This window comes from Streptomyces sp. NPDC031274, from assembly GCF_055570235.1.
Genome location: NZ_JBVIHP010000008.1, coordinates 186,215 through 205,743, shown reverse-complemented (window position 1 = coordinate 205,743; position 19,529 = coordinate 186,215). Strand labels below are relative to the sequence as shown.

Below are 19,529 nucleotides of genomic sequence, written 5' to 3'. Positions count from 1 at the left end.
TGTCCGGCGAGTGACTCCCCATGACGTCCGACACCCGGCACTCGACGCCCAGCGCGTCGGATGCCGTACGCCCGACACCTGATCCCCCATGCCAGAGCGGCATGCCCTTCGTGACCGATCGGTGCTACCTATGAGAGAGCCCCCCGTCCTTGCCGTGCAGGGCCTGAGCAAGTCCTTCGGGGCCGTGCGCGCCCTGCACGATGTCTCCCTGGAGCTGTACGCCGGTGAGGCGCACGCCCTCGCGGGCGAGAACGGCGCAGGGAAATCCACCCTCATCAAGACCCTCGCCGGGGTCCGCCGGCCGGACACGGGGGAGTTGTCGCTCGACGGGTCCCCGGTCGTCTTCCACGGCCCCGGTGACGCCAGGGACGCGGGCGTCGCCGTCATCTACCAGGAGCCGACGCTCTTCCCCGACCTCTCCGTCGCGGAGAACATCTTCATGGGGCGCCAGCCCCGCCGCTCCTTCGGCCGCGTCGACCACAAGTCCGTACACGCGGCGGCCGACGCGCTCTTCAAGCGTCTTGCCGTGGACCTCGACCCCGAGCAGCCCGCTCGCGGGCTCTCCATCGCCGACCAGCAGATCGTCGAGATCGCCAAGGCGCTCTCCTTCGACGCCCGGGTCCTGATCATGGACGAACCGACCGCGGCGCTCACCGGCAGCGAAGTGGCCCGCCTCTTCGGCGTCGTGCGCACCCTGCGCGAACAGGGCGCCGCGGTGCTTTTCATCTCGCACCGTCTCGAGGAGATCTTCGAGCTGTGCCAGCGCGTCACCACGCTCCGGGACGGTGGCCTGATCGCGAGCGAGCCGCTGGACGGCCTGGCCGAGGACGATCTCGTACGCCGCATGGTGGGCCGCGATCTCGACGAGCTCTACCCGAAGCAGGACACAGAGGTCGGCGAAGTCGCGCTCAGCGTCCGCAGGCTGACCCGTGAGGGCGTCTTCACCGACGTGTCGTTCGACGTGCGGCGCGGCGAGATCGTCGGCCTCGCGGGACTCGTCGGCGCCGGTCGCAGCGAGGTCGCGCGGGCCGTGTTCGGCGTCGACCGGTGGGATGCCGGAACGGTCGAGGTGCAGGGGAAGGCGTTGATCAACGGCGCCCCCAGTACCGCCATGGCCGCCGGGCTCGCGCTCGTCCCCGAGGACCGCCGCGCGCAGGGCCTGGTGATGGACATGTCCATCGAGCGCAACATCGGGCTCACCGGGCTGCGCACGACCGTGCGGGCCGGTCTCATGGACCGCGGCGCCGAACGCAGCCGCTCGCTCGACTGGGCGGTGCGGCTCCAGGTGAAGTACGCGCGGATCGCCGACGCCGTCGGCACCCTGTCAGGCGGCAACCAGCAGAAAGTCGTCCTCGCCAAGTGGCTGGCCACCAGGCCCCAAGTGCTGATCGTGGACGAACCCACCCGCGGCATCGACGTCGGCACCAAGGCCGAAGTGCACCGCTTGCTCTCCGAACTCGCCGCCGAGGGGGTCGCGGTCCTGATGATCTCCTCCGACCTGCCCGAGATCCTCGGCATGGCCGACCGGGTCCTCGTCATGCACGAAGGACGGCTCACCGCCGAGATCCCGCGCGCGCGGGCGACCGAGGAGACCGTGATGGCGGCCGCCACAGGGAGGACGGCATGAGCGTGACCACGCGGAACCCCGCACCCGCCGTCGACCCCGAGAAGGCCGCGGGCACGCGCCTGGTCGACCGCGTCTTCAAGATGCGCGAACTGGCCATCCTGCTTGTCTTCCTGGTGATGATCGGCATCACCCAGGCGGGCAACAGCGAGTTCCTGTCCGAGCAGGGCATCAAGGACCTGCTCCTGAACGCGACCATTCTCGTCCTCGTCGCGACCGGACAGGCCCTGGTCGTCATCACCCGCAACGTCGACCTGTCGGTCGGCTCCACGCTCGGGATCAGCGCCTTCGCCGCGGGCAACCACCTCCAGGGCGGCGGCGACCCGACGGTCGCGATCCTCCTCGCCGTCGCGCTCGGCGTCGGCTGCGGCCTGCTCAACGGAGCGCTCGTCAGCCTCGGCCAGGTGCCCGCGCTCGTCGTGACACTCGGCACCCTCTACGTCATCCGGGGCATCGACTCGATCTGGGTGGGCTCCCGGCAGATCACCGCGTCCGACCTGCCGGACGGCTTCGTCGACTTCGGCTCCGGCGGGATCTCGGCCGTGCCGTATCTGGCGCTGATCGCGCTCGCCGTCCTGGTCGCGGTCGCGTACTACCTGCGGCACTTCGGCGGCGGACGCGAGCTCTACGCCCTCGGCTCCAACCCCGAGGCCGCGCGGCTCGCGGGCATCCCGGTACGCAAGCGCATCCTCGCCGCCTACACGGCGTGCGGAGCGCTCGCCGGACTCGCCGGCGCGCTCTACCTGGCCCGCTTCGGCAACGTCGACTCCGCCACAGGCAACGGCTATGAACTCACCGTCGTCAGCGCCGTCGTGGTCGGCGGCGTCGTGTTCACCGGCGGCTCCGGCAGCGTCTACGGTGCGGCACTCGGCGCCTTGCTGCTCACGTCCATCAACAGCGTGCTTCCCGCGCTCGGCGTCAGCTCCGTATGGGTGCTCGCCATCAACGGCGTACTGCTCGTCCTGGCCATCGCCGTCGACCGGGTCGTCGCCCTGCGCGTCGCCAAGGCCCTGAAGAAGAGGAACGCCCGCCATGGCTGACCCCAACCGGCTCACGCTGACGCGCGCCATCCGCTGGGACACCGTTGTCGGCGCTCTCCTTGTCGTCCTCCTCCTGATGTCTTTCTCCTTTGTGGACGGTTTCGGAAACGCCCTCAACCTGTCGTTCCTCATCGGGAACACGCTGCCCATCGCCCTCATCGCCCTTCCGATGACGCTCCTCGTCGTCTCCGGAGAGATCGATCTGTCGGTGGCCTCGACGGCGGGGCTCTCCGGAGCGGTGATGGGCGCCCTCTGGAACGCGGGCATGGCCATCGAGACGATCATTCCGCTCGTGCTCCTCCTCGGAGTGGTCTGCGGCCTCGTCAACGGCCTCCTGGTGACCCGTCTGGGGCTGCCCTCGCTCGCCGTGACCATCGGCACCATGGCCGCCTACCGGGGCATCGCACAGATCGTCCTCGGCTCCGACGCCGTCACCGACTTTCCCTCGCAGTACCTGGACTTCGCGGCCGGACGAGTCGGCGACACCTTCCTGCCGTACGCCTTCCTGCCCTTCCTCGCGCTGCTCGCGATCGCCGTAGTCGTCCTGCACGCCACTCCCTTCGGCCGCTCGCTCTTCGCGATCGGCGCCAACGAGGAGGCGGCGCGGTTCGCCGGTGTCCGCGTCAAGCGGCACAAGCTGTGGCTGTTCGTCCTCACCGGGCTCATGGCCTCGCTCACGGGCATCTTCTGGGCCCTGCACTACGCGAGCGCCCGCTACGACAACGCCACCGGGCTCGAACTGTCCGTCGTCGCCGCCGTACTGCTCGGCGGCATCGACTTCGACGGCGGCAAGGGGACCCTCGGCGGCGCGATCGCCGGAGTCTTCCTGCTCGGCGGCCTACAGAACGCGATGAGCCTGCTCAATGTCTCCGCACAGTCGCAGATCGTCGTCACCGGCGTGCTGCTCGTGGTCTCCGTGCTCGGGCCGCGCGTGGCCCGCCAGATCGCCGTCGCCAGAGCGGTCCGCCGCGCCGCCGCACCCGCCCGCTGACTCCTCGTACCGCCGACAAGTCGACACGTCCGAAAGGGACCAACGATGCTCTCTCCCCGCCGATCTGTCCGCCGCTCCGCCCTCACCCGCGCCTGCGTGACCCTGGCCGCCGTCACCTCGCTCGCCCTCACCGCCACCGCCTGCTCAGGTACGACCAAGGAGTCCTCGAAGAACGACGACGCGGGCAAGGCCTCGAACGCCAAGGCCGACCCGGGCGCGGCCACCAAGAAGGGCCTCACCGTCGCCTTCCTGCCCAAGCAGGTCAACAACCCGTACTTCACCGTCGCCGACAAGGGCGGCGAGAAGGCGCTCAAGGAGCTCGGTTCCTCATACAAGGAGACAGGGCCCAACAGCGCCACCGACACCAGCGGACAGGTCAGCTACGTCAACACGCTCACCCAGCAGCAGGTCGACGCCATGGCCGTCTCCGCACAGGACCCCGGCGCCCTGTGCACCGCCCTCAAGCAGGCCATGAAGAACGACATCAAGGTCGTCACGTACGACTCCGACACCAACCCCGGATGCCGTGACGTCTTCGTCTCGCAGTCCAGCGCCGAGGCGCTCGGCCGCACCCAGGTGGAGCTCCTGGGCAAGCAGCTCGGCTACAAGGGCGACATCGCGATCCTCTCCGCCGCCCAGACCGCGACGAACCAGAACACCTGGATCGGCTACATGAAGAAGGAGCTGAAGAAGCCCAAGTACAAGAACATGAAGCTGGTCAAGACGGCCTACGGCAACGACGACGCCCAGCAGTCCTTCCAGCAGACCCAGGGACTGTTGCAGGAGCACCCGAAGCTGGCCGGGATCATCTCGCCGACGACGGTCGGCATCAAGGCGGCCGCCCAGTACCTCTCGGGATCCAAGTACAAGGGCAAGGTGAAGCTCACCGGCCTCGGCACGCCCAACGACATGCGCCAGTACGTGAAGAACGGCACCGTCGAGGGCTTCGAACTGTGGGACCCGGCCAAGCTCGGCGCGCTCGCCGCCCACGCCGCCGTAGCCCTGAAGTCCGGCCAGATCACGGGCAAGAAGGGCGAGGAGTTCGAGGCGGGCGACCTCGGCAGCTTCACCATCGGTGACAAGGGAGTCGTCGATCTCGGCGAACCGACCGTTTTCGACAAGAAGAACATCGACCAGTACAAATTCTGAGGGGATCGCACGCGGCGCCGCACAAGGCGCCGCACGAGCAGAGGAACAAGGGGACGCATGGTCGGCATCAAGGACGTGGCGAAGCACGCCGGTGTGTCGGTGGGCACGGTGTCGAACGTGATCAACCGTCCGGACGTGGTCTCCGAGGAGACCCGCCACCGGGTGCAGTCCGTGATCGAACGGCTCGGCTACGTCCGCAGCGAGTCCGCACGGCAGCTGCGCGCCGGCCAGAGCCGCATCATGGCGCTCCTCGTGCTCGACATGGGTAACCCCTTCTTCGTGGACGTCGCGCGCGGTGCCGAGCGGGCCGCGCGCGACGCCGGGCTCCGCGTCATGATGTGCAACAGCGGACAGAGCCCCTCCGAAGAGGCCGAGTATCTGGCGCTCTTCGCGGAACAGCGAGTACGTGGCGTCCTGCTGACCCCGGCCGACGCGACGGGGCGCAACATCGAGGCGTTCCGCAGACACGCCATCCCGTTCGTCCTGGTCGACCGGGTCGCCGAAGGCGCCACCGAGTGCTCCGTCTCCGTGGACGACGTCCTCGGGGGAGCGCTTGCCGTGCGCCATCTCGTCGACACGGGGCACCGCAGCATCGCGTACGTGAGCGGTCCGCCCGGACTCAACCAGGTCAAGGACCGCAGGCAGGGAGCGTTGCAGGCCCTGGCCGAGGCCGGTCTGCCTGCGTCGGCGCTGCGGGAACTGCCCACCGAACGCCTCGACGTGGCCGCGGGACGCGACGCGGGCGCCCGCGTCCTGGGGCTCGCCGAGCGGCCGACCGCCGTCTTCTGCGCCAACGACCTGCTCGCCCTCGGGGTGCTCCAGGCGATGTACGCGGCCGGGGTCAGCGTGCCCGAGGACATCGCCATCGTCGGTTACGACGACATCGAATTCGCCGCCGCGGCCGTTGTCCCGCTCACCTCGGTGCGTCAGCCCGCCATCAAGATGGGCGCGATGGCCGCGGAACTCCTCCTGGAGGAGTCCGAGTCGGACGCCGACTCCGAAGAACATGATCACCGGCGCGTGGTGCTCCAGCCGGAGCTGGTGGTGCGGCGCTCCAGCCTGGCGCCCCGCTGAACGCTCCCGCGGCGGGTGTGCTGAACTGGGGCGAAGTGTCCCGTTCCGCATGCGCCCACGTCCAGGAGCCCTCTTGACCGCCACCGCCTCCTACCGTCAGCCCGGAGTCGTCCTCACCGACCACCGCTTCTCCGTTCCCCTCGACCACGGCGACCCGGCGGGGGAGCGGATCGAGGTCTTCGCCCGCGAGGCCGTGGCGAGCGCGCACGGGGACGCCGCGGACCTGCCGTGGCTGGTGTATCTGCAGGGCGGCCCGGGATGCGGGGCCAACCGGTTCGCGGGCAAGGAGGCGTGGCTCGGCCGGGCGCTGCAGGACTTCAGGGTGCTGCTTCTCGACCAGCGCGGAACGGGCAGCTCCACTCCGGCCACGCGCCAGACGCTTCCGCTGCGCGGCGGCCCCCGCGAACAGGCCGACTACCTCACGCACTTCCGCGCCGACTCCATCGTCCGCGACTGCGAGCTGATCCGGCGCGAGCTGACAGGCGGTGCCCCTTGGACCGTCCTCGGCCAGAGCTTCGGCGGCTTCTGCGCGACCCACTACCTGTCGGCGGCCCCCGAAGGCCTGCACACCGCCCTCATCACCGGCGGCCTGCCCACGCTCGACGGTCACGCGGACGACGTCTACCGCGCCGCCTACCCGCGCATGGAACGCAAGACCGCCGCCCACTACGCCCGCTACCCTCAGGACGTCGAGCGCGCCCGCCGCATCGCCGCCCACCTCGCCGAGCACGAGCCGGTCCTGAACGGCGGCTACCGCCTCACCGTCGAGGCGTTCCAGTCCCTCGGCATGCTGCTCGGCTCGAAGGACGGCAGCCACCGCCTGCACTACCTCATCGAGGACGCCTTCGTACGGACCCCGGCGGGGCCCGCGCTCTCCGACGCGTTCCAGGAAGACGTACAGGCCAACCTGTCGCTCGCGAGCCGCCCGCTCTTCGCGCTGATGCACGAGACGATCTACGGCCAGGGCGAGCGGCCCACCGACTGGTCGGCCGAGCGGCTGCGCGGCGAGTTCCCGCGGTTCGACCCCGGCAGGACACTCGCCGGGGAGGCGCCGCTGCTGTTCACCGGGGAAGCGGTCCAGCGCTGGCAGTTCGACTGCGATCCGGCCCTGCGGCCCTTGCGCGAGACCGCCGAACTCCTCGCCGCACGCACCGATTGGGCGCCCCTGTACGACACGGCACGCCTCGCCGCGAACGAGGTGCCCGCCGCCGCTGCCATCTACCACGACGACCTGTACGTGGACACCGAACAATCCCTGCGTACGGCTCGCTCCATCCGCGGCCTGCGGACCTGGGTCACCGACGAGTACGAGCACGACGGCCTGCGGGTGGGTTCACCGCGCGTCCTGGACCGGCTCCTCGCGCTCGCCCGGGGCGAGGCCTGAGGTCACCCCGCCCGGGGGCCCCGCGAAGCTAGGCTGCGGGCATGACAGAGCCGTTGCATGTGAACGACCAGCTCACACCCATGCCCGAGGACTGGCAGCGCGCCCTCGCCGTCGTGGCCCACCCCGACGACCTGGAGTACGGCTGCTCGGCCGCGATCGCCGGTTGGACGGACGGCGGTCGCGAGGTCGCCTACCTCCTGGCCAGCCGCGGTGAGGCGGGCATCGACACCCTGGACCCCGCCACCTGCGGGCCGCTGCGCGAGAGGGAGCAGCGGGCAAGCGCGGCGGTCGTCGGTGTGTCGACCGTGGAGTTCCTCGACCACAAGGACGGCGTGATCGAGTACGGGACGGCCCTGCGCCGCGACATCGCCGCCGCGGTCCGCAGGCACCGCCCCGAGCTAGTGATCACGCTCAACCACCGTGACACCTGGGGCGGCGTCGCCTGGAACACCCCGGACCACGTCGCCGTCGGCCGCGCCACTCTGGACGCCGTGGGGGACGCGGGCAACCGCTGGATCTTCCCCGAGCTCATCGAGAAGGACGGGCTCGAGCCCTGGGACGGTGTGCGATGGGTGGCCGTCGCCGGTTCCTCGTCGCCCACGCACGCGGCGGACGCGACGGCCGGTCTTGAGCGTTCCGTGCGCTCGCTCCTCGAACACCGCACGTACATCGAGGTGTTGACGCGGGAGGACCCCGAGAAGTACTGCCGTGAGTTCCTCACCGGCAACGCGGAGCGGCTGGCTCCGCGCTTCGGCGGGAAGCCCGCGGTGTCCTTCGAGGTCTTCAGCCGCTGAGCGGCTCCCGCTACGCTGACGGGCCGTCATTCAATTGATGGTCCGTCAGAGCGTTGGCAGGAGCTGGTCCTGGATGATCGACACCATCGGTACGGACATCCCGGAGGGTGAGGAACGGCTGCGCCTCGACATCGAGGACGGCATCGGCGTCCTCACCCTCTGCTGTCCGCGCAAGCTCAACGCGTGGAGTTGGGAGTCCACACGTCAGCTGGGCATCTTCGCCGACCGGATCCGTTTCGACGACTCGATCAGGGTGGTTCTCCTGCGGGCCGAGGGGCGGGCGTTCTGCGCCGGGATCGATGTCACCGCGAGCAACAGCGGCGCGATCGGCGGACGTTCGGGAGCGGAGCGCACCCGCAATTACTACGAGGGCCTGCGCTGGGTCCACGAACGTTTCCGTGCCTTCGCGGGTCTGCCGCAGCCCATCGTCGCCGCTGTGCAGGGATACTGCCTGGGCTTCGGCTTCGAGCTGGCGCTGATGGCGGACGTGCGGATCGCGTCCGACGACGCGGTGTTCGCGCTGCCCGAGGCGCAGATCGGCGTCGCGGTGGACGCGGGCGGCGATCTGCGCATCGCGCGCGACGCGGGCGCGGGCTGGGCCAAGCTGCTCTCGCTCACCGGACGCCGCATCGACGCGGCCACGGCCGAGCGGCTTCGCCTCGTCCAACTCATCACCCAGCAAGCCGAGTTGACGGAGATGGCCAGCGAAGTCGCCGCGGAGATCGCGGCTAATGGCCCGCTGGCCGTCCAGGGCATCAAGCGGGCCATCGACGCGTACGCGGACGCGGGGATGGACGCCGCCCTCGACCGGGTCGCGATGAACGCGGCGATCACGCTGACGTCGGAGGACTCGCGTGCGGGGTACGCGGCGAAGCGGGAGACGCGGTCGGCGACGTTCGAGGGGAAGTGAGGCGCGTGGCTATCGCTCGATGGAGGGTGAGGAGCGTGGCTATCGCTCGAAACGACCTCGCCCCATCTGTTCGCGCACCGTCACCACTTCCGGGCTCACCAGACCCCGCCGCTGCCAGTTCGCGCCGTCGACCACCAACGTGTGCCCGGTGATGAAGCGGGCGTAGGGCGAGGCGAGGAAGGTCGCGGCCCAGCCCAGTTCGCGCGGGGCGCCGACGCGGAGGGCGGGCTGGCGAGCGCCCAACTGCCCCGCCTGCGCAGCTTGTGCGGGCGCCGCCCTATCCAGATTGCCGCGGATGTCGTCGGTCATGTCCTCGTGCGGCATCAGTCCCGGCACCAGGCCGTTGACCTGGATCCCGTACGGACCCCACTCCACCGCCAGGCTCTCGACGAGGCTCTTCACGCCCGCCTTCGCCGCCGCGCTGTGTGCGAAGCCGGGGCCGCCCGTCCACGCGTACGACGCCCCGATGTTGATGACCGAGCCGGGTGAGCCCGCCGCGAGATGGCGGCGGGCGAACTCGCGCGTCATGAAGAACGTCCCCGTCAGGGTGATGTCCACGACCGCTCGCCACGCGTTCGGGGACATGTCCTCGGCCGGTACGGGGAAGTTCGCCGCCGCGTTGTTGACCAGGACGCCTGGCAGGCCGAACGCGTCCTGCGCCGCGTCGAAGACCTCGGCGACGCGCTCGGGGTCCCGGATGTCGCACGCCACCGCCGCCACCCGCCCGCCGAGGGCGCCGAGTTCGTCCCGCGCCGCCTTCAGCCGCTCCTCCTTGCGGCCGGCGATCACCAGGTCGGCGCCGAGCCGCGCGAACTCCGCGGCGATCGCCTTGCCCAGGCCTGTCCCGCCACCGGTCACGAGGACGACCGCCCCGTCGTACGTCCCCTCCGGCAAGGCGCTCGTGCCCGCCGGGGCGGGAGCCGGAAGCCCCGGCGGGGTCCCTTCGTTCGCATCGTCCGTCATGGCCGCATCGATATCGCGGAACGCCTCAAAGTGCCATGCCCTCAAGGCGCTTCGGGGGTACGGCGGCGGCGCTTCGGGTCGGCCAGGACGGCCGCGTGGTAGCCCGCGTCCTCGGAGTTGAGGTCGGTGCCGGGTGCCACGACGCGGTCGATGCGGTCGAGGACGTCGGGCTCCAGGACGATGTCCGCGGCGCTGAGCTGGTCGTGCAGGTGTCCGGCGGTGCGGGGGCCGATGATCGCCGCGGTGACCGCGGGGTGCGTGGTGACGAAGGCCAGCGCCAGCTGGATCAGTGTCAGGCCCGCTTCGTCGGCGATGCCGGCGAGTTCGGTGGCGGCGTCGAGCTTGGCCTGGTTGCCCGGTACGTCCAGGTCGTAATGGGAGAGCGTGGTGCGGAAGGGCATCGTCCGTGTGCGGTGACTGGTGAGGTCGGCCGCCTCGCGGTGCCAGCGGCCGGAGAGCCAGCCTCCGGCCAGCGGACTCCAGGCGAGCACCCCCATCCGATACGTCTCGCAGGTGGGCAGTACGTCACCCTCGATGCCCCGGGCCAGGAGGGAGTAGGGCGGCTGTTCGCAGACGAAGCGTTCGCGATGCCGCCGCTCGGCGGTCCACTGCGCCTGCACGATCGTCGAGGCGGCGAACGTCGAGGAGCCCGCATAGCGGATCTTTCCCGCGCGGACGAGATCGGAGAGCGCGCCCAAGGTCTCGTCGAGGTCGGTCGCCTCATCGGGCCGGTGTACCTGGTACAGGTCGATGTGATCGGTGCCCAGACGGCGCAGGCTCTCCTCGCAGGCCCGGACGATCCAGCGCCGTGAAGCGCCGCGTTCGTTGAGGCCAGGGCCCATGGGGCTGGACACCTTGGTCGCCAGGACGACATCGTCGCGCCGTCCGGCGACCGCCTTCCCGACGATGATCTCGGACTCGCCGCCCGAATAGACGTCGGCCGTGTCGATGATGTTGACGCCCGCGTCGAGTGCCGTGCGGATGATGCCGATCGAGTCGTCGTGATCCGGGTTGCCCCACTCGCCGAACATCATCGCGCCCAGACACAACGCGCTGACGTGGACTCCTGTACTGCCGAGCGTGCGGTACCGCATGACGTGGGCGGCCCTTCTGTGGTCGCGCTGGTGCGAGGGAACGGCTTGGGGAACCTGCTACCGTCCACTTAAACGGAGTCGGCTCCGCTTGCTCCTCACGCTAAACGGAGCCGACTCCGTATTGCAAGCCGCAAGCCGCAAGCCGCAAGCCGCAAGCCGCAAGCCGCAACTGAAGCTGAGAGCTGTAAGCCGAGAGGAAGAACCGCATGCCTGAGCCGTCAGGCCGACCGATCCGAGCCGACGCGCGGGCCAACGAGGACAAGCTGCTCGCCGCGGCAGCCCTGGCCTTCGCCCGTGACGGCGGAGCCGCGACCCTGAAGCAGATCGCGAAGGACGCGGGCGTAGGGATCGCCACCCTGTATCGACGCTTCCCGACCCGCGAGCAACTGGTCGACGCCACCTACCGCTACGAGACGGCTCGGCTCGCCGCCCGGACGTCGGACCTCCTCGGTGAGCTGCCCGCCGACCGGGCCCTGCGGACGTGGATGTCCCAGGTGCTCGACTATCTCGCCGCCAAGCACGGGATGGCCGACACGCTCAAGACTCTTCTGCGGAACGACGAGCGGCTGAGCTCGCAGACGCGCGAGCAGCTGACCGGCGCGATCGAAGAGTTCCGTCTCGCCGGGATCGCTCAGGGCGTGATCCGCGCGGACGTGCCCTCGCCCGACATCCTCATGGCCCTTGCGGGGGTCACCCTCGCGGCCGGGGCCGCCCATCAGCGCGAGCAGGCTGAGCGGCTGCTCGACCTTCTGATGGACGGCGTCACCCGCTCGGGCAGGAGCAGGGATTGACACGTGCCTTTGCTGATTCTGCAATGGAGTCATGAAGGCGACCGAAAGCACCGAGACCGCGACCACCACCGGGGCCGACGGCGTGGAGGGCGACGGAGGGGACTCGGCCGTGAACGGCGTCCTTGCCGAGGTGGGCCCCCGCCTGCGCCGCATCCGCAAGGAGCGCGGCGCGACGCTCGCGGGCCTCGCCGCCGCCACCGGCATCTCCGTGAGCACCCTCTCGCGCCTGGAGTCAGGACACCGCAAGCCCAGCCTCGAACTGCTGCTCCCCATCGCCCGCGCCCACCAGGTCGCCCTGGACGAGCTCGTCGGCGCCCCGCCCGTCGGCGACCCCCGGGTGCGGGCCAAGCCGATCGTCCGCCACGGCCGCACGATGGTCCCGCTGACCCGACAGCCCGGTGGCCTCCAGGCGTACAAGGTGGTCGAACCCTCCCGCTCCGTCCGGCCCGATCCGCAGACGCACGAGGGGTACGAGTGGCTGTACGTCCTGTCCGGGCGGCTGCGGCTCGTGCTCGCCGATCATGACGTGATCCTCACGGCGGGCGAGGCCGCGGAGTTCGACACGCGCCTTCCGCACTGGTTCGGGTCCACGGGGGAGGGGCCCGCGGAGTTCCTCAGCCTGTTCGGGCCGCAGGGGGAGCGGATGCACGTACGGGCGCGGCCCACTCAGCGGTCCGCGCGGCCCAAGCCCGAAGCGGACTGACGAGACGGTTCCCCTGCACGCAAGCGACCGCTTAGTATGCGACGGAGCCCGGTCTACGACAGCCCCGTGGAGGCCCCGCATGCAGGCATGGCAAGTGCACCAGAACGGCGAGCCGAGCGCGGTGATGCGCCTCGAAGAGGTGGACCGGCCGGTGCCGGGCGAGGGGCAACTGCTCCTCAAGGTCCGCGCCGCGAACATCAACTTTCCCGACGCGCTGCTCTGCCGCGGGCAGTACCAGGTCACGCCGCCGCTGCCGTTCACGCCCGGCGTGGAGATCTGCGGTGAGACCGAGGACGGGCGGCGCGTGATCGCCAACCCCGCTCTTCCGTACGGCGGCTTCGCCGAGTACGCGATCGCGGACGCGGCGGCCGTACTGCCCGCGCCCGACGCCCTGGACGACGCGGAAGCCGCCGCGCTGCACATCGGCTACCAGACCGGCTGGTTCGGCCTGCACCGCCGCGCGCACCTCCAGGAGGGCGAGACCCTTCTGGTGCACGCGGCCGCCGGCGGCGTCGGCACCGCCGCCGTACAGCTCGGCAAGGCGGCGGGCGCCAAGGTCATCGGTGTCGTCGGCGGCGCCGCGAAGGCCGAGGTCGCGCGCGAGCTCGGCTGCGACGTGGTCATCGACCGCCGTACGGAGAATGTCATCGGCGCCGTCAAGGATGCCACCGGCGGCCGTGGCGCCGACGTCATCTATGACCCCGTCGGCGGCGACGCGTACCTCCAGTCGACCAAGTGTGTCGCCTTCGAGGGGCGGATCGTCGTCGTCGGCTTCGCGAGCGGTGTCATCCCGACGCCCGGCCTCAACCACGCCCTGGTGAAGAACTACTCGGTCGTCGGCCTGCACTGGGGTCTGTACAACGCCAAGGACCCGCAGGCGATCCTCCGCTGCCACGAGGAGCTCACGCAGCTCGCGGCGAAGGGTGCGATCAAGCCGCTCATCAGCGAGCGCGTGCGGCTGAGCGACGCTGCCGCCGCTGTCCAGCGGGTCGCCGACGGAGTCACCACGGGACGGGTGGCCGTGCTCCCCGAGGGAGGCGACGTATGACGGGTGCCGTGGCGGATGCCGCTGAACTGCGCCGCCGCACCGAGGAGTTCCTCGCCGCGCATCCGCCCGCGACGACGGAGCGCGCGGTGTTCCTCAAAGCCCGCTTCGACGCCGGACTCGCATGGGTGCACTACCCGATAGGGCTCGGCGGGCTCGGGGCCCCGCGCTCCCTGCAAGCTGTCGTGGACGCCGAGTTGGAGGCAGCGGGCGCGCCCGACAACGACCCGCGCCGTATCGGGATCGGCCTCGGCATGGCGGCACCGACCATCCTGCGCTTCGGCACCGAAGAGCAGAAGCGCAGCTTCCTGCGTCCGCTGTGGGTCGGCGACGAGGTGTGGTGCCAGCTCTTCAGCGAGCCGGGTGCCGGGTCCGACCTCGCGGCGCTCGGGACCCGCGCCGTTCGTGACGGCGACGCCTGGGTGGTCAACGGGCAGAAGGTGTGGACGTCCGGCGCGCACGCCGCCCGCTGGGCCATCCTCATCGCCCGCACCGACCCGGAGGTGCCCAAGCACCGCGGCATCACCTACTTCGTCTGCGACATGACCGACCCCGGCGTCGAGGTGCGCCCGCTGCGGCAGATCACCGGAGAGGCCGAGTTCAACGAGGTCTTCCTCACCGATGTGAGGATTCCGGACGCGCACCGCCTCGGAGAGATCGGCGACGGCTGGAAGGTCGCGCAGACCACCCTCATGAACGAGCGCGTGTCCATCGGCGGCTCCCGCATCCCGCGCGAGGGCGGCATGATCGGCCCGGTGGTCGACGCCTGGCGGGAGCGCCCCGAACTGCGCACGCACGACCTGCACCAACGGCTCCTCAAGCTGTGGGTCGAGGCCGAGGTCGCCCGGGTCACCGGGGAGCGACTTCGTCAGCAGCTCGTCGCGGGGCACCCGGGTCCTGAGGGGTCGGGCATGAAGCTCGGCTTCGCGCGCCTGAACCAGGAGATCAGCGGCCTCGAGGTGGAACTCCTCGGCGAGGAAGGGCTGTTGTACGAGGACTGGACGATGCGGCGCCCCGAGAAGGTCGACTTCGTCGGTCGTGACGCGGGCTACCGCTATCTGCGGGCCAAGGGCAACAGCATCGAGGGCGGCACCAGCGAAGTGCTGCTCAACATCGTCGCCGAGCGCGTCCTCGGGCTGCCCTCCGAGCCGCGCACCGACAAGGACGTCGCGTGGAAGGACCTCGCCCGATGAGCACGCCGTCAACGCCGACAACACCGTCAACGCCGTCAACGCCGACATCACAGAGCTCGCAGCGCGACCTCCTGTACTCCGAGGACGAAGAGGCGCTGCGCGCGGTGGTGCGCGGTCTGCTCGCCGACCACTGCGACGCCACCGCCGTGATCACCCGCACCGAGTCCGCCGAGCCGCACGACCGTGAGCTGTGGAAGGCGCTCACGGACGGTATGGGTCTCGCCGGTCTGCTCGTGCCCGACGAGCTCGGCGGACAGGGGGCCACGCACCGCGAAGTCGCCGTCGTCCTTGAGGAGTTGGGTCGCGCGGTCGCGCCCGTGCCCTATCTGACCAGTGCCGTCATCGCGACCGAGGCGCTCCTGGCCTGCGACAGCGACGCGGCGAGGGAGCTCCTGGGCGCGCTCGCGTCGGGACGCAGGATCGGCGTGCTCACCGTGCCGCTGGCCACCGCTCCGGGCGGCGTCCTGCCCGACGTACGGGCGGAGGGCCAGGCCCTGCACGGCAGCCTCACCGGTGTCGCCGACGCGGTCGCCGCAGATGTGCTCCTCGTGCCGACGAGCGCCGGGCTCTTCGCGGTGGACGCGGCCCTGGACGGCGTGACCATCGCGCCGCAGACCTCGCTCGACCTCACGCGGCCGCTCGCCACGGTCACCTTCGAAGGGGCACGCGCGCGCGTGGTCGGTGCGGAATCCGGACCCGCCGTACGGCGAGGACTGCGGGCGGGGGCCGGGCTCCTGGCGTCCGAGCAACTGGGCCTCGCCGACTGGTGCTTGACCGAGACCGTCCGCCACACGAAGGAACGGCATCAGTTCAACCGGCCCGTCGGCTCCTTCCAGGCGCTCAAGCACCGGCTCGCCCAGCTCTGGCTGGAGGTGGTCAACATGCGTGCCGCCGCCCGCAACGCGGCCGACACGCTGGCCGCCGACAGCGAGGACGCGGCTCTCGCGGCGGCTCTCGCGCAGGCGTACGCGTCGCCCGCCACGGTGCACATCGCCGAGGAGGCTCTCCAGCTGCACGGCGGGATCGGCATGACCTGGGAGCACCCCGTCCACCTCTACCTCAAGCGGGCCAAGGCCGACTCGATCGCGCTCGGCACGGTGGGGCGCCACCGGGAGGAGCTGGCCGCACTGGTCGACCTGCCCGCGCCCTGACCCCGACGACGGCGCGGTCACCGTGATCCACTCGGTACGGCCCGTGCGGTTTACCCACCCATTACTTCAGGCATAATTGCGAATCGTTCGCAATAACGTTTGATCTTCAGTAGGGGTGTGGAGCATGAGGGCCCGATCGATACGGGGTACGGGCGCGGTAGCGGCGGCCGCCTCATTGGCGGTCGCCGCTTCGGCCTGTTCGGCGCCGGGCGACGGCAAGGGCGCGGGTGGTGCGAAGGCCGCCAAAGACACAGCGGTCGTCGGCATCGCGTACGAACCGGACACCCTGAGCCCGCTCCTCGGCTACGGCAAGGACGGCAACTCCAAGATCTTCGACGGTCTGCTCACGCACGACGCCGACATGAAGCTGAGGCCCGCGCTCGCCGCCGCGCTCCCCAAGGTCGGCGACCACGGCAAGACCTACACCTTCAAGCTGCGCGAAGGCGTCAAGTTCAGCGACGGGAAGCCCTTCACGGCCAAGGACGTCGTCTTCACCTACGAGACGATCCTCGACAAGAAGACCAACAACGCCGCCAAGACCGAGCTCGACGCCGTCAGACACGTCGAGGCGAAGGGTGACGACACCGTCGTCTTCCACCTCAAGTACCCCTACGCGCCGTTCGCCGAGCGCACCGTCCTGCCGATCGCGCCCGAGCACATAGCGGGCAAGCAGGATGTGAACACCGGTGAGTTCACCACCAGGCCGGTCGGCACGGGCCCGTACAAGCTCGTGAAGTGGTCCAAGGGCGAGAAGCTCACCTTCAAGGCCAACCCCGGCTACTGGGGCGGGGCCCCGAAGGTCAAGAACTTCACCATGGCGATCATCAAGGACGACGACATCCGGGCCACCCGGCTCGACGCCGGTGAGCTCGACGGCGCGATCCTGCCGCCCAACCTGGCGAAGAAGTACAAGAACGACGACAACGACGGCAACTTGGCCTCGTACGCCGCCAAGACCTTCGACTACCGCGTGGTGACCCTGCCCACCGGCAACAAGGTCGCGGGCGACGCCGACATCCGGCGCGCGCTCGACACCGGCGTCGACCGCAAGGCGATGGTCGACTCGATCCTGGACGGCGCGGGCAAGGAGGCCTACGGACCGGTCCCGACCGACAGCCCCTGGTTCACCAAGGGCACCGAGCGGGAGCACGACCTCGCCGCGGCGAAGAGGATCCTCGACAAGGCGGGCTGGAAGCCGGGCAAGGGCGGCGTCCGCGAGAAGGACGGCGTCCAGGCCGCGTTCCCGCTCTGGTACCTCTCCGGCGACAAGCTCCGCCAGGACCACGCGCTCGCCTACGCCTCCGACGCCAAGAAGCTCGGCATCAAGGTCGCGGTGCAGGCCGGTACGTGGGAGGTCATCCAGCCGCGCATGCCCAAGGACGCGGTCCTCGCGGGCGGCGGCTCCCCGGCCGACCCGGACTTCGACCAGTACACGCTCCTGAAGTCCTCGCTCGCCGGTGACGGCTTCAACAACATGGCCCACTACGACAACCCCAAGGTCGACAAGGCGCTCGACGAGGCCCGCGAGAGCGGTGACCACGCCGAGCGGCAGGCCGCGTACGACACCGTCCAGCGTGAGCTCGTGAAGAACCCCGGCTACACCTTCCTCACCCACATCGACCACCTCTACGTCGTCGACAAGCGCTTCGGCGACCTGACGACCCAGACCGAGCCGCACGACCACGGCCTCGCCTCCGGGCCGTGGTGGAACGTCGAGGACTGGCAGCCCGAGCAGTGAGGTCCGCGCTCCACAAGCTCCCCTGGGGGCCGATGGCGCGCATGACGGGACGGCGGGCCCTGTTCGCCGTCCCGGTCCTGCTCGCCGTGACCTTCGGCGTCTTCGTGATCGCCGCCGCGTCCCCCTTCGACCCCGTCAAGGCGTACGCGGGCACCGCCGGACTCACCGCGTCGCAGGAGAACCTCGACCAGCTGCGCGCCAACCTCGGCGTCGATCAGCCGCTCGTGCAGCGCTGGTGGCACTGGCTGACGTCGGCAGTGAGCGGCGACCTCGGGGACTCGAGCACCCTGCGCCAGCCCGTCTCCGACGTCATCGGTGAACGCATCGGCTGGTCCGTCCTGCTCGCCGCGACCGCGTTCCTGCTCGCCATCCTCGTCGGCACCACGCTCGGCGTCCTCGCCGCGCGCCGCCCCGGCGGCTGGCTCGACCGCGCCGTGACCTCGCTGGCGTACACACTCGAAGCGGCGCCGCCGTTCTGGATCGGCCTGCTCGCCGTCTGGCTCTTCGCCCTGAAGCTGGGGGTGCTGCCATCGGGCGGGCTCACGGACACCGCGAGCTCGGCCGTCACGGCCGGACAGGTCGCGAGCCATCTCGTGCTGCCCGCCGCCGTCCTGGCGATCTCGCAGCTTCCGTGGTTCGTGCTCTACGTACGCCAAGGGGTCGGCGACGCACTCGGTGACGACCCCGTCCGAGGTGCACGCGCGCGTGGCCTCGCCGAGCGGACCGTGCTCCTGGGACACGCACTGCGCTCGGGGATGCTGCCGGTACTCACCCTGATCGGCTCGCGCGTGCCCGAACTGATCACCGGGGCGCTCCTGGTGGAGACCGTCTTCAGCTGGCCCGGCATCGCGGCGGCCACCGTGTCGGCGGCGACCGCCGTGGACTTCCCGCTGCTCGCCGCGCTCACGGTCCTCGCCACGGTGGCGGTACTCCTGGGCAACCTCCTCGCCGACCTGCTGTACGGACTCGCCGATCCGAGGGTGGGATTCGATGGCTGAGACGACGACGTGGCGCCCCTCCTCGGGCGGCGCCTCCCGAACTCGCTCCACGCGCGCGTGGCGGGTGCGTTCATCCGCGGTGATCGTCGCGGCCATCGTGCTCGCCGTGCTCCTCGTACCGCCGCTGGTGAACCTCGACGAACAGGCCGTGAACCTCGCGGCCAAGCTTCAACCACCCTCCTGGTCACACCCCTTCGGCACCGACGACGTAGGGCGCGATCTGCTCCTGCGCTGTGTGTACGGGCTGCGGGTCTCGCTGCTCGTGGGTGTGGTGGCGGCGGTCGTGGCGACCGTCATCGGTACGGCCGTGGGCGCGCTCGCCGCCGCGTCGGGCGGCTGGGTGGACCGGGTCGTGATGCGGCTCGTGGACGTCTTCTCGTCCGTACCGCACCTGCTGCTCGGCATCTTCATCGTGGCGATGTTCCGGCCCGGCGTGTGGCCGGTGGTCGTCTCCGTCGCGCTCACGCACTGGCTGTCCACGGCCCGCATCGTGCGCGCCGAGGTCCTGTCGCTGCGCTCGCGTCCGTACGTCGACGCGGCCATCTCCGGCGGCGCTTCCCGCATACGCGTCACCCTGCGCCATCTGCTGCCAGGCGTCCTTCCGCAGGCCGGACTCGCCGCCGTCCTGATGGTGCCGCACGCCATCTGGCACGAGTCCGCGCTGTCCTTCCTGGGACTTGGACTCCCCACCCACCAGGCGAGCCTTGGCACCCTCGTGCAGAGCGCGCGCGGCTCGCTCCTCGCGGGGGACTGGTGGCCGACGCTCTTCCCCGGCCTGTTCATCATCGTGCCCACCCTGGCGATCGCGGGCCTCGCGGGCGCCTGGCGGGAACGGATCAATCCCCGGCGCCGATCGGAGCTGATGCTGTGACCGAGCCCGTCTCGAA

The 19,529-nt window shown here is 70.5% G+C and carries 18 protein-coding genes; 16 read left to right on the top strand and 2 right to left on the bottom strand.

The window, feature by feature from the left end:
- Positions 1-130: 130 nt before the first annotated feature.
- From ACZ5CR_RS15675 to ACZ5CR_RS15640, 8 genes are all read left to right on the top strand, one after another.
- On the top strand, positions 131-1,627 hold the full coding sequence (locus ACZ5CR_RS15675) for a sugar ABC transporter ATP-binding protein (protein ID WP_468857661.1): 1,497 nt from the start codon (positions 131-133) through the stop codon (positions 1,625-1,627).
- Entirely contained in the window at positions 1,624-2,664 is a 1,041-nt protein-coding gene (locus ACZ5CR_RS15670; protein ID WP_468857660.1) for an ABC transporter permease, read from the top strand. Before ACZ5CR_RS15675 ends, ACZ5CR_RS15670 begins: the two co-directional genes overlap by 4 nt.
- Positions 2,657-3,655 (top strand): ABC transporter permease, encoded by a 999-nt coding sequence (locus ACZ5CR_RS15665; protein ID WP_468857658.1) that lies wholly within the window; start codon positions 2,657-2,659, stop codon positions 3,653-3,655. The genes ACZ5CR_RS15670 and ACZ5CR_RS15665 overlap by 8 nt, the downstream gene beginning before the upstream one ends.
- 45 nt (positions 3,656-3,700) lie before the next feature.
- Entirely contained in the window at positions 3,701-4,804 is a 1,104-nt protein-coding gene (rhaS, locus tag ACZ5CR_RS15660; protein ID WP_468857657.1) for a rhamnose ABC transporter substrate-binding protein, read from the top strand.
- 57 nt (positions 4,805-4,861) lie between these two features.
- Entirely contained in the window at positions 4,862-5,878 is a 1,017-nt protein-coding gene (locus ACZ5CR_RS15655; RefSeq protein WP_468857656.1) for a LacI family DNA-binding transcriptional regulator, read from the top strand.
- Positions 5,879-5,927: 49 nt separating this feature from the next.
- Positions 5,928-7,262 carry an alpha/beta fold hydrolase gene (locus tag ACZ5CR_RS15650; RefSeq protein ID WP_468857654.1) on the top strand — a complete coding sequence of 445 codons (1,335 nt, stop codon included), beginning with the start codon at positions 5,928-5,930 and terminating at the stop codon, positions 7,260-7,262.
- A 41-nt stretch (positions 7,263-7,303) separates the two neighbouring features.
- Positions 7,304-8,056, top strand: coding sequence for a PIG-L deacetylase family protein (locus ACZ5CR_RS15645; RefSeq protein ID WP_468857653.1), 753 nt, complete (start codon positions 7,304-7,306; stop codon positions 8,054-8,056).
- 73 nt (positions 8,057-8,129) lie between these two features.
- The gene (locus ACZ5CR_RS15640) at positions 8,130-8,966 is read left to right on the top strand and encodes an enoyl-CoA hydratase/isomerase family protein (RefSeq protein WP_468857652.1); all 837 of its coding nucleotides are present in this window, start codon (positions 8,130-8,132) and stop codon (positions 8,964-8,966) included.
- A gap of 39 nt (positions 8,967-9,005) precedes the next feature.
- Here the strand turns inward: ACZ5CR_RS15640 and ACZ5CR_RS15635 are convergent, their stop codons facing one another.
- Positions 9,006-9,929: an SDR family oxidoreductase gene (locus ACZ5CR_RS15635; RefSeq protein ID WP_468857650.1), complete on the bottom strand. Its 924-nt coding sequence runs from the start codon at positions 9,927-9,929 to the stop codon at positions 9,006-9,008.
- Between the two features lie 41 nt (positions 9,930-9,970).
- Positions 9,971-11,023 (bottom strand): aldo/keto reductase, encoded by a 1,053-nt coding sequence (locus ACZ5CR_RS15630; protein WP_468857648.1) that lies wholly within the window; start codon positions 11,021-11,023, stop codon positions 9,971-9,973.
- 206 nt (positions 11,024-11,229) lie between these two features.
- On the opposite strand from ACZ5CR_RS15630, the gene ACZ5CR_RS15625 reads away from it, so the two are divergent.
- The 8 genes from ACZ5CR_RS15625 to ACZ5CR_RS15590 all read left to right on the top strand — a co-directional run bounded on the left by ACZ5CR_RS15625 (position 11,230) and on the right by ACZ5CR_RS15590 (position 19,513).
- Positions 11,230-11,814 (top strand): TetR/AcrR family transcriptional regulator, encoded by a 585-nt coding sequence (locus ACZ5CR_RS15625; protein ID WP_468857646.1) that lies wholly within the window; start codon positions 11,230-11,232, stop codon positions 11,812-11,814.
- Between the two features lie 31 nt (positions 11,815-11,845).
- Positions 11,846-12,517, top strand: coding sequence for a helix-turn-helix domain-containing protein (locus tag ACZ5CR_RS15620; RefSeq protein ID WP_468857645.1), 672 nt, complete (start codon positions 11,846-11,848; stop codon positions 12,515-12,517).
- A gap of 79 nt (positions 12,518-12,596) precedes the next feature.
- Positions 12,597-13,565: an NADPH:quinone oxidoreductase family protein gene (locus ACZ5CR_RS15615; RefSeq protein WP_468857644.1), complete on the top strand. Its 969-nt coding sequence runs from the start codon at positions 12,597-12,599 to the stop codon at positions 13,563-13,565.
- Positions 13,566-13,573: 8 nt separating this feature from the next.
- A complete protein-coding gene (locus ACZ5CR_RS15610) occupies positions 13,574-14,755 on the top strand; it encodes an acyl-CoA dehydrogenase family protein (protein ID WP_468857808.1) in 1,182 nt (393 codons plus the stop codon).
- Positions 14,752-15,906 (top strand): acyl-CoA dehydrogenase family protein, encoded by a 1,155-nt coding sequence (locus tag ACZ5CR_RS15605; RefSeq protein WP_468857642.1) that lies wholly within the window; start codon positions 14,752-14,754, stop codon positions 15,904-15,906. The genes ACZ5CR_RS15610 and ACZ5CR_RS15605 overlap by 4 nt, the downstream gene beginning before the upstream one ends.
- 124 nt (positions 15,907-16,030) lie before the next feature.
- Positions 16,031-17,644 carry an ABC transporter substrate-binding protein gene (locus ACZ5CR_RS15600; protein ID WP_468857640.1) on the top strand — a complete coding sequence of 538 codons (1,614 nt, stop codon included), beginning with the start codon at positions 16,031-16,033 and terminating at the stop codon, positions 17,642-17,644.
- 32 nt (positions 17,645-17,676) lie between these two features.
- Entirely contained in the window at positions 17,677-18,642 is a 966-nt protein-coding gene (locus tag ACZ5CR_RS15595; protein ID WP_468857638.1) for an ABC transporter permease, read from the top strand.
- The gene (locus tag ACZ5CR_RS15590) at positions 18,635-19,513 is read left to right on the top strand and encodes an ABC transporter permease (RefSeq protein WP_468857637.1); all 879 of its coding nucleotides are present in this window, start codon (positions 18,635-18,637) and stop codon (positions 19,511-19,513) included. Before ACZ5CR_RS15595 ends, ACZ5CR_RS15590 begins: the two co-directional genes overlap by 8 nt.
- The last annotated feature ends 16 nt before the right edge of the window (positions 19,514-19,529 follow it).

Bases quoted from the DNA above. Each gene is read 5' to 3' on its own strand.
- ACZ5CR_RS15675 (WP_468857661.1), top strand. From the start codon at position 131: ATGAGAGAGCCCCCCGTCCTTGCCGTGCAGGGCCTGAGCAAGTCCTTC.
- ACZ5CR_RS15670 (WP_468857660.1), top strand. From the start codon at position 1,624: ATGAGCGTGACCACGCGGAACCCCGCACCCGCCGTCGACCCCGAGAAG.
- ACZ5CR_RS15665 (WP_468857658.1), top strand. From the start codon at position 2,657: ATGGCTGACCCCAACCGGCTCACGCTGACGCGCGCCATCCGCTGGGAC.
- rhaS (WP_468857657.1), top strand. From the start codon at position 3,701: ATGCTCTCTCCCCGCCGATCTGTCCGCCGCTCCGCCCTCACCCGCGCC.
- ACZ5CR_RS15655 (WP_468857656.1), top strand. From the start codon at position 4,862: ATGGTCGGCATCAAGGACGTGGCGAAGCACGCCGGTGTGTCGGTGGGC.
- ACZ5CR_RS15650 (WP_468857654.1), top strand. From the start codon at position 5,928: ATGCGCCCACGTCCAGGAGCCCTCTTGACCGCCACCGCCTCCTACCGT.
- ACZ5CR_RS15645 (WP_468857653.1), top strand. From the start codon at position 7,304: ATGACAGAGCCGTTGCATGTGAACGACCAGCTCACACCCATGCCCGAG.
- ACZ5CR_RS15640 (WP_468857652.1), top strand. From the start codon at position 8,130: ATGATCGACACCATCGGTACGGACATCCCGGAGGGTGAGGAACGGCTG.
- ACZ5CR_RS15635 (WP_468857650.1), bottom strand. From the start codon at position 9,929: ATGACGGACGATGCGAACGAAGGGACCCCGCCGGGGCTTCCGGCTCCC.
- ACZ5CR_RS15630 (WP_468857648.1), bottom strand. From the start codon at position 11,023: ATGCGGTACCGCACGCTCGGCAGTACAGGAGTCCACGTCAGCGCGTTG.
- ACZ5CR_RS15625 (WP_468857646.1), top strand. From the start codon at position 11,230: ATGCCTGAGCCGTCAGGCCGACCGATCCGAGCCGACGCGCGGGCCAAC.
- ACZ5CR_RS15620 (WP_468857645.1), top strand. From the start codon at position 11,846: ATGAAGGCGACCGAAAGCACCGAGACCGCGACCACCACCGGGGCCGAC.
- ACZ5CR_RS15615 (WP_468857644.1), top strand. From the start codon at position 12,597: ATGCAGGCATGGCAAGTGCACCAGAACGGCGAGCCGAGCGCGGTGATG.
- ACZ5CR_RS15605 (WP_468857642.1), top strand. From the start codon at position 14,752: ATGAGCACGCCGTCAACGCCGACAACACCGTCAACGCCGTCAACGCCG.
- ACZ5CR_RS15600 (WP_468857640.1), top strand. From the start codon at position 16,031: ATGAGGGCCCGATCGATACGGGGTACGGGCGCGGTAGCGGCGGCCGCC.
- ACZ5CR_RS15595 (WP_468857638.1), top strand. From the start codon at position 17,677: ATGGCGCGCATGACGGGACGGCGGGCCCTGTTCGCCGTCCCGGTCCTG.
- ACZ5CR_RS15590 (WP_468857637.1), top strand. From the start codon at position 18,635: ATGGCTGAGACGACGACGTGGCGCCCCTCCTCGGGCGGCGCCTCCCGA.